The sequence below is a fragment of the Stenotrophomonas sp. PS02298 genome, assembly GCF_029959445.1.
Taxonomy (GTDB): Bacteria; Pseudomonadota; Gammaproteobacteria; order Xanthomonadales; family Xanthomonadaceae; genus Stenotrophomonas.
On sequence record NZ_JASCOR010000194.1, the window covers coordinates 1 to 7,182 of the forward strand.

General features: G+C 62.4%; 10 protein-coding genes. 9 read left to right on the top strand and 1 reads right to left on the bottom strand.

Going from position 1 to position 7,182, the window contains the following annotated elements; all coding sequences use genetic code 11:
• Positions 1-74 precede the first annotated feature (74 nt).
• On the bottom strand, positions 75-866 hold the full coding sequence (locus tag QMX78_RS19025; protein ID WP_282272513.1) for a DUF4349 domain-containing protein: 792 nt from the start codon (positions 864-866) through the stop codon (positions 75-77).
• Between the two features lie 281 nt (positions 867-1,147).
• Here QMX78_RS19025 and QMX78_RS19030 point away from each other — a divergent pair, with 281 nt between their 5' ends.
• From QMX78_RS19030 to QMX78_RS19070, 9 genes are all read left to right on the top strand, one after another.
• Positions 1,148-2,950: a DUF885 domain-containing protein gene (locus QMX78_RS19030; RefSeq protein ID WP_282272515.1), complete on the top strand. Its 1,803-nt coding sequence runs from the start codon at positions 1,148-1,150 to the stop codon at positions 2,948-2,950.
• 312 nt (positions 2,951-3,262) lie between these two features.
• Positions 3,263-3,694: a PH domain-containing protein gene (locus QMX78_RS19035; RefSeq protein WP_282272517.1), complete on the top strand. Its 432-nt coding sequence runs from the start codon at positions 3,263-3,265 to the stop codon at positions 3,692-3,694.
• Positions 3,695-3,824: 130 nt separating this feature from the next.
• Positions 3,825-4,223: a nuclear transport factor 2 family protein gene (locus tag QMX78_RS19040; protein WP_282272519.1), complete on the top strand. Its 399-nt coding sequence runs from the start codon at positions 3,825-3,827 to the stop codon at positions 4,221-4,223.
• A gap of 39 nt (positions 4,224-4,262) precedes the next feature.
• Complete coding sequence (locus tag QMX78_RS19045) at positions 4,263-4,679, top strand: GNAT family N-acetyltransferase (protein WP_282272521.1); 417 nt, start codon at positions 4,263-4,265, stop codon at positions 4,677-4,679.
• A 43-nt stretch (positions 4,680-4,722) separates the two neighbouring features.
• Complete coding sequence (locus QMX78_RS19050) at positions 4,723-5,187, top strand: GNAT family N-acetyltransferase (protein ID WP_282272522.1); 465 nt, start codon at positions 4,723-4,725, stop codon at positions 5,185-5,187.
• Positions 5,188-5,275: 88 nt separating this feature from the next.
• Positions 5,276-5,614 carry a tRNA-binding protein gene (locus tag QMX78_RS19055; RefSeq protein ID WP_282272524.1) on the top strand — a complete coding sequence of 113 codons (339 nt, stop codon included), beginning with the start codon at positions 5,276-5,278 and terminating at the stop codon, positions 5,612-5,614.
• A gap of 163 nt (positions 5,615-5,777) precedes the next feature.
• Positions 5,778-6,233: a DUF1801 domain-containing protein gene (locus QMX78_RS19060; RefSeq protein ID WP_282272526.1), complete on the top strand. Its 456-nt coding sequence runs from the start codon at positions 5,778-5,780 to the stop codon at positions 6,231-6,233.
• Positions 6,234-6,284: 51 nt separating this feature from the next.
• Positions 6,285-6,785 (top strand): hypothetical protein, encoded by a 501-nt coding sequence (locus QMX78_RS19065; RefSeq protein ID WP_282272528.1) that lies wholly within the window; start codon positions 6,285-6,287, stop codon positions 6,783-6,785.
• A 22-nt stretch (positions 6,786-6,807) separates the two neighbouring features.
• Positions 6,808-7,104, top strand: coding sequence for a hypothetical protein (locus QMX78_RS19070; protein WP_282272529.1), 297 nt, complete (start codon positions 6,808-6,810; stop codon positions 7,102-7,104).
• Positions 7,105-7,182 lie beyond the last annotated feature (78 nt).

Here is a 7,182-nt window from a genome sequence, read left to right on the forward strand (position 1 = left end):
GGCGGCAGCCGCGAAGCTGCTGTCGTTTCAGAGCATCAGCTTCGCGGCTTACGCCGCTCCCACAAATCTGCGGATTACTTCTTCTTGCGGCGGCGCCACCACAGGCGCAGCAACCATGCCAGGAAGCCACCGACCAGAATCAACGGCAGCAGGCCTGCGGCAATGCGGATCACATAAGCCACGCTGGTGGTGAAGATCTCGCCGAAGTCGCCGAACGCCCGGCCAATCTCGCTGCGGTTGCGCTGGCTGTTGGTCGATTCGATGTTGATCGTCACCAGCTGGGTATCGATGCGACGGTGCTGTTGCGCCGAATCACGGTTGGCCTGCTGCAGGCCGGCTTCGATCTCAGACAGCCGCGCCGAAATCGTCAGCAGGTCCGCCACCGCAAGATCCTTGCGCTGTTGATACTCGAGCAGGCGTTCATGCTCGGCCTTCAGGCGATCCTGCATCAGCTGGGTATCGGCGACCTGCTGGGCCAGATCCTCGGCCTCGGTGTTGCGGGTGGTCACCTCGCCCTTGTCGCTGGCCAACGCGATCAGCGGCTCCACGCCCTTGGGCGCGACCCGCACCTTGATTGAGCCGCGGGGCGTATCGCCGCCCTGCTGGGACACGTTGAGCACCGCGCAGTCACCAAACTTCGTGCTCTGGCAGGCATCGGATACAGCCTTCACCCGCGGCGCGATGTCCTTGCCCGGCAACTGCAGTTGCACGGTGTGCTCATAGGCCAGGAATGCGCCCTCTGGCGATTGCACCGCATCGGCTGCCACCGCCGCGCTCTCGGCCGACATCTCATGTTTGGCACAGCCAGCCAGCGCCAGCAGCGCGCCCATCGCCAACACCAAGGTCCTTCCGTGCAGTTGCTTCATGCGTCCATGTTCCAGGTGATTTCGTGGCGGCAGCATAACGACTTGGCTGAATACGAAGGCTAAAAATTTGTGCAGAACGACGTAGCCCGGGTAAGCACAGCGCACCCGGGGTCCTGTTTCAACGGGCTCAGCACATCCCCGGGTGCGCTGCGCTTACCCGGGCTACATGATTGCCGCCCATGCAAACCGCCCGTTTCGGCAAGCTGACACCAACCAACGGCAGGTGCAGCAGCGGCCCAGTCCACCTATGCTCGCGGATTCCCTCAGTAACAGGATCACCGATGCGCAAGCACCTGCTCGCCGCCGCCCTGCTCGCCAGCCTCGCCGGCTGCCAGAGCGGTGACGCCCCGAACGCGCCGTCCACCTCCACCGAGCAGGCCGGCCAGTCCCAGGCCGACGCTCAGTTCGCCGAGCTGTCGAAGAAGGCTTTGGACACCTGGATGCAGCTGTCCCCGGTCAGTGCCACCCAGATCGGCGATCACCGTTACGACAGCCAGCTCGACGACCTCAGCGCGGCCGGCCAGCAGAAGAGCCTGGAGGCCAGCAAGGCCCTGCTCGCCGAGCTGAACAAGCTCGACGTCAGCAAGCTCGGCCGCGAGAACCAGGTGGACGCTGCGATCCTGCGCAACCAGCTGCAGTCGGACATCTGGTCCAACGAAACCATGCAGTCGTGGAAGTGGGACCCGCAGGTCTATAACGGCCTGGCCGGCAGCGCCATCTACGGCCTGATGGCGCGCGAATTCGCGCCGCTGCCGGAGCGCCTGAAGTCGGCCACCGCGCGCATCGAACTGATCCCGCAGATCTTCGCCGCCGCCCGTGCCAACCTGGATCCGGCGCGCGTGCCGAAGATCCACGCCGAAACCGTGGCCAAGCAGAACCGCGGCATCCTCAGCCTGGTTGAAACCTTCATCGTGCCCAACATCGGCCAGCTCGAAGCCGCCGACCAGGAACGCCTGAAGGCCGCCATCGCCACGCTGACCAGCGCTGTCGAAGAACAGCAGACCTGGCTCGACAAGACCTTGGTGCCGAATGCCAAGGGCGAGTTCCGCATCGGTGCGGAGAAGTACGACCAGAAGCTGAAGTTCTCGCTCAACTCCTCGCTGTCGCGCACCGAGATCGGTGAGCGTGCCCGCGCCGAGCTGACCCGCGTCCGCAAGGACATGTACGGCATCGCCCAGGTGGTGTTGAAGGACAAGCCGGGCGCACCGGAAATGCCGGCCAACCCGACCGACGACCAGCAGCAGAAGGCGATCGAGGCCGCACTGGAACTGGCCTATGCCGACAAGCCGGCCCGCGACAAGGTCGTGGACGATGCCAAGGCTGCGCTGGACCAGTCCACCGAGTTCGTGCGCAAGCATGACCTGATGACCCTGCCCGACGCACCGGTCGACATCATCCTGATGCCGGAATTCCAACGCGGCGTGGCCGTGGCCTATTGCGACTCGCCGGGCCCATTGGACAAGAACCTGAAGACCTTCTATGCGGTCTCGCCGATTCCGGATGACTGGAACGACAAGCAGGTCGATTCCTTCCTGCGCGAATACAACAGCCGCATGATCCACCTGCTGTCCATCCACGAAGGCACGCCGGGCCATTACCTGGAAGGCTGGCACTCGGGCAAGTTCCCGTCGACGCTGCGCGCCGTGCTGCGCTCTGGCCTGTTCGCCGAAGGCTGGGCGGTCTACACCGAGCGCATGATGCAGGAACAGGGCTACCTGGATAACGACCCGCTGTTCCACCTGGTGCAGCTGAAGTTCTACCTGCGCACCATTGCCAATGCCATCCTCGACCAGGGTGTGCACGTGGACAACTGGAGCCGCGAGCAGGCCATGCACCTGATGACCCACGACGCGTTCCAGCAGGAAAGCGAAGCCTCCGGCAAGTGGGTGCGCGCACAGCTCACCTCGGCCCAGCTGCCGACCTACTTCGTCGGTGCACAGGAGCACTTCGATACCCGCAAGGCAGTGCAGGAAAAGCAGGGTGCCAACTTCAACCTGAAGGCCTACCACGACCAGATGTTGTCCTACGGCGCACCGCCGGTGCGTTTCGCACGCCAGCTGATGCTGGAACAGCCGATCGAATAAGTCCGGCTGGTTTGTCTACTGAAAAGCCCGGGCAATGCCCGGGCTTTTTTTTTGCCCCTGTAGTGCCGAGCCATGCTCGGCTGAAGCGTTACCGGTGAAGCTCCATGCCGAGCCACGCTCGGCTGAAGCATTACCGGCGAAGCCCCCTGCCGAGCATGGCTCGGCACTACAGGTGCTCATCTTGCAGGCGCGCGTCCGCATTGCCCACGCGTCCAACCGGCATGCATTCCGGCCTATTGCCCCGAGCCGCGCCCCACCTACAATTCCGCCTGCGCTGCAAAACAATTCACCATCACGGGGGACGGCTTCTACATGGAAACAAATGCAATCCTGGCCTGGACGCTGGTATCGGAATGCCCGATTCCGCAGGACGTGAACGACATCCTCGTGCACGGCGAGACCGCCGTGGCGGCTTACAAAACCTTCCGTGATTCAGCAGTATTCACCAACAAACGCTTGATCGTGCGCGACGCACAAGGCATCACCGGCAAGAAAGTGGAAATCTATTCGCTGCCGTACTCCTCGATCTACATGTGGTCTTCGGAGAACGGCCACGGCCTGTTCAATTTCAACTCCGAAATCGAGCTCTGGACCAAGGCCGGTCACATCAAAGTCAACCTCAACAAGGGGCTGGATGTTCGCCGTCTGGACAAGTTGATCGCTCAGGCCGTGCTGGGCGGCACTGCGCCGCCAGCCGCTGGCACGGCCCAAGCGGTGCCCGGCAATCCGCCACCATTGCCGTGAACGGACAGAGGGCAGACCATTCCTGCCAGCGGTACCATCGGACCAATGCCGTCCACTGAAAGCGGAACCACCCTGCCCTACGCCGCCACGCTCGATGCGATATCAGGCGTTCCGCACATTCCGGAGTTCCATGACAAACCAACGCACGCACCACCTCCAGCTGGCCCATGCCGTGCTCGACTGGAACCGCCGGCATCTCAATCGCGATTCCGTACTGACCGAAGCACTGATCGGTGAGTGCTTCGCCGAACACTTCATTGTCGAGCCCAATGGTCGTCACTACGAGGCCAATCCTGCCAACTACCTCGAATTCCTCAACGGCATGAAAGCCGGCATGGAAGGCATCGACTACGAGATAGATCATGCGCTTGTGGACGGCACTTCGGTCACGTTCTCGATGCGCGCACGGATCAGCTACGCTGACGGGCGCCGCGAGCTGTTCCGCGCCATGCTGCTGATGCGGTTCAACGGTGCCGGCAAGGTCACCCTCTGGCACGAGGTCTACGTGCCCATCGCGTTGCCCTCCTGAAACGACGACGCACAGCCAACCAGAATGCCGGATGCAACCATGAGCGAACCCAACTACACCATCAACCACGACATCCCTTCCGTGGACACCTACCGGCATCTGCGCCAGGCCAGTGGGCTCAGTGCGAAGACGCTGGAGGCCGCCAGTCGCGGCCTGCCCAATTCGCTGTTCGCCGTGCAGATCACCCATGCCGGCGAAACCGTGGCGATGGGCCGAGTGATCGGTGACGGCGGCACGTTCTACCAAGTGGTCGACATCGCGGTGTTGCCTGCGCATCAGGGCCGCGGTCTTGGCAAGAAGGTGATGACGGAGATCCAGGCGTTCATCGAACGTGAGGTGCCGGCTTCGGCCTACGTCAGTCTGCTGGCGGATGGCGAAGCCTATCGTCTTTACCAACAGTACGGTTTCACCCTGACCGCACCTGCCAGCGTCGGCATGGCGCTCAAGAAAGCATGATGTCCACTACCCGCATCACCGCCCGCACATCAACGGAAAAGGAATGAACATACGGCCGCTCAACCCGAACGATGTGGATGCCGCAAGCAGGCTTTGCATGGCGGCGTTCATGGATTCGGTTGCCTCCACGCTCACTGGCGAAGGCGTCGCGACGTTCCGCAAGCTTGCCGCTGCGGAAGCGTTTGCCTCCCGAATCAGCGAGGACAACCTGATGTGGTTGGCGGAAGTTTCCGGGCAACCCGCCGGCCTCATCGAGCTGAAGCAGGGGCGACATATCGCAATGCTGTTCATCAGTCCCGAGCTGCAGCGCCGCGGCATCGGCCGCCGCCTGCTTGCCGAAGCCATCAAGCACGCCCGCTCGGACATGCTGACCGTGAACGCCTCCCTGCCTTCGGTGCCCGCCTACCTCGGCTACGGATTCCATTGCAGCGGCGAGGTGAGCGAATCGATGGGAATCATCCACCAGCCGATGGAACTATGGCTGGACCGCGTCGCCACAGGCGACTGAGTTTGGCGATCGCGCTACGGGTTCTGGAGATCAGCCTGCATCGCGCTCCCCTCCTCGCTGCAATGACATCAAGCCCTGAGCAACCGCCATGCAGACCATCGATTGGAACGACTTCAGCAAGGTTGAACTACGCGTAGGCCGCGTCATCGCCGCCGAGCCTTTCACTGCAGCCCGCAAACCCGCGTACATCCTGCAGGTGGATTTCGGCGCGGAGATCGGCACCCGCAAATCCAGCGCACAGATCACCGCGCTATACAGCGCCGAACAGCTGGTCGGGCGGCTGGTGGTGGCAGTGCTCAACTTCCCACCGAAACAAATCGGCCCACTGATGTCCGAATGCCTGGTGACCGGATTTCACGACGCTGAGGGTCGGGTCAGCCTATGCATGCCCGAACATGAAGTACCGCTGGGCACTCGCCTGCTGTAAGTCGTGCAAACGCGTCAGCCTGCCCAGCAGGTTGGACCACCCCAGTCCGCAAGCTGGACACATCGCCTCTGGATGGAAGCGCCCGCCTGCACTTCGGCTTTACACCTTTGCACACGGCTTGCGGTAAAAAAACCTTGCCCTTCCACACTTAGCAGGAGCTGCAATGGCCGCGTCCAAATCCACCGGATTCACCGCCGAAGAACAGGCCGCCATGAAGGAGCGTGCGCGCGAGCTCAAGGCCGAGGCCAAGGCCGGGAAATTGAAGGCCGATGGCGAGGCAGAGCTTCTCGCCAAGGTCGCCGAGATGCCCGCAGCCGAGCAACAGATGGCGCGGCGCCTGCACGCCATCGTCTCCGCCACCGCGCCTTCCCTGAACCCCAAGACCTGGTACGGCATGCCCGCCTATGCACGCGATGGCAAGGTCGTGGTGTTCTTCCAGGGAGCGAGCAAGTTCGGCGCACGCTATTCCACACTGGGCTTCAACGACAGCGCTGCACTCGATGATGGGCCGATGTGGGCCACGTCCTACGCAGTGGCCGACATGACCCCGGAAGTGGAAAAGAAAATAACCGCCCTGGTCAAGAAGGCCATGCGCAAGCGCGACAGCAGTACGCAGTAGTTCAATCGATCATTTGCCGCTATGGTTGGCGGCCCTTCAACGATCGAATACATGTCTGCCTGGACCTGGTTGTTTCCGCATACGTCCGTGAGCTTTGCCAGCCAGCTCACACCGCAACAGGCCGCCGAAGCCCTGCGCACGGCGACTTCACGTCGTAACTTCACCGCCTACGGCACGATTGCCGGGTCGGTGGGCAGTGAGCGCGTGCATCTGTATCACCGCACGCTGATACGCAATTCGTTCAAACCGCATTTCCGCGGCAGCCTACATGCGACCGCACAGGGCTGCGAGCTGCGCGGTTCCTTTGCGCAGCCCTGGCTGGTCAAAGCCTTCATGGTGTTCTGGCTCGGTTTCTGTGTACTTTGGAGCGTACTCACCGCCATCCAGGTTGGCAGGGTGGATCTGCTGCTCCTGTTGCCTGCAGCGATACCGGGCGTTCTGATGCTGGGTTTCGGCATCGGTCTGGTACGGCTGGGCCAACATCTGGCCAACGATGACCCGGCCACGGTGTCACGGATGATCCGGCAGGCTTTACAGTCACCCTCTGCCTGACCCCAACCGCGAGTACCCCCACTTGTCCAATCATGACGACACCGCACTGGAACTGCAGAAACTGCAGTTCGAAGTGATGCAGCAGTTGGAAGTCATTGCCGATGACATCAAGGCCGGGCGACTGGGCGCCGATGAAGGTGCGGCCAAGGCCAAGGCCGTCATTGCGGCCAGCGAGCAGCAGCGTGTTGCCATGTTCAATGCCGCGATGGCGACACGGCAACGGCAAGGTCGTCGTGGCTGGCTGTTCGCCTTGATGGTGGTAGTCGCAATCGCCGTAGTAGTGGCAGGCCTGCTGCTTGCGCGCATCAGCGCCGCATAAGCGCGGTAGTGCCGAGCCATGCTCGGCAGGGGCTTGCCCGACAATGCCGCAAGGACTGCTTGTAGGAGCGGCGTAAGC

Excerpts from the sequence above, each read along its gene's own strand:
- QMX78_RS19025 (WP_282272513.1), bottom strand. The coding sequence starts at position 866 with ATGAAGCAACTGCACGGAAGGACCTTGGTGTTGGCGATGGGCGCGCTG.
- QMX78_RS19030 (WP_282272515.1), top strand. The coding sequence starts at position 1,148 with ATGCGCAAGCACCTGCTCGCCGCCGCCCTGCTCGCCAGCCTCGCCGGC.
- QMX78_RS19035 (WP_282272517.1), top strand. The coding sequence starts at position 3,263 with ATGGAAACAAATGCAATCCTGGCCTGGACGCTGGTATCGGAATGCCCG.
- QMX78_RS19040 (WP_282272519.1), top strand. The coding sequence starts at position 3,825 with ATGACAAACCAACGCACGCACCACCTCCAGCTGGCCCATGCCGTGCTC.
- QMX78_RS19045 (WP_282272521.1), top strand. The coding sequence starts at position 4,263 with ATGAGCGAACCCAACTACACCATCAACCACGACATCCCTTCCGTGGAC.
- QMX78_RS19050 (WP_282272522.1), top strand. The coding sequence starts at position 4,723 with ATGAACATACGGCCGCTCAACCCGAACGATGTGGATGCCGCAAGCAGG.
- QMX78_RS19055 (WP_282272524.1), top strand. The coding sequence starts at position 5,276 with ATGCAGACCATCGATTGGAACGACTTCAGCAAGGTTGAACTACGCGTA.
- QMX78_RS19060 (WP_282272526.1), top strand. The coding sequence starts at position 5,778 with ATGGCCGCGTCCAAATCCACCGGATTCACCGCCGAAGAACAGGCCGCC.
- QMX78_RS19065 (WP_282272528.1), top strand. The coding sequence starts at position 6,285 with ATGTCTGCCTGGACCTGGTTGTTTCCGCATACGTCCGTGAGCTTTGCC.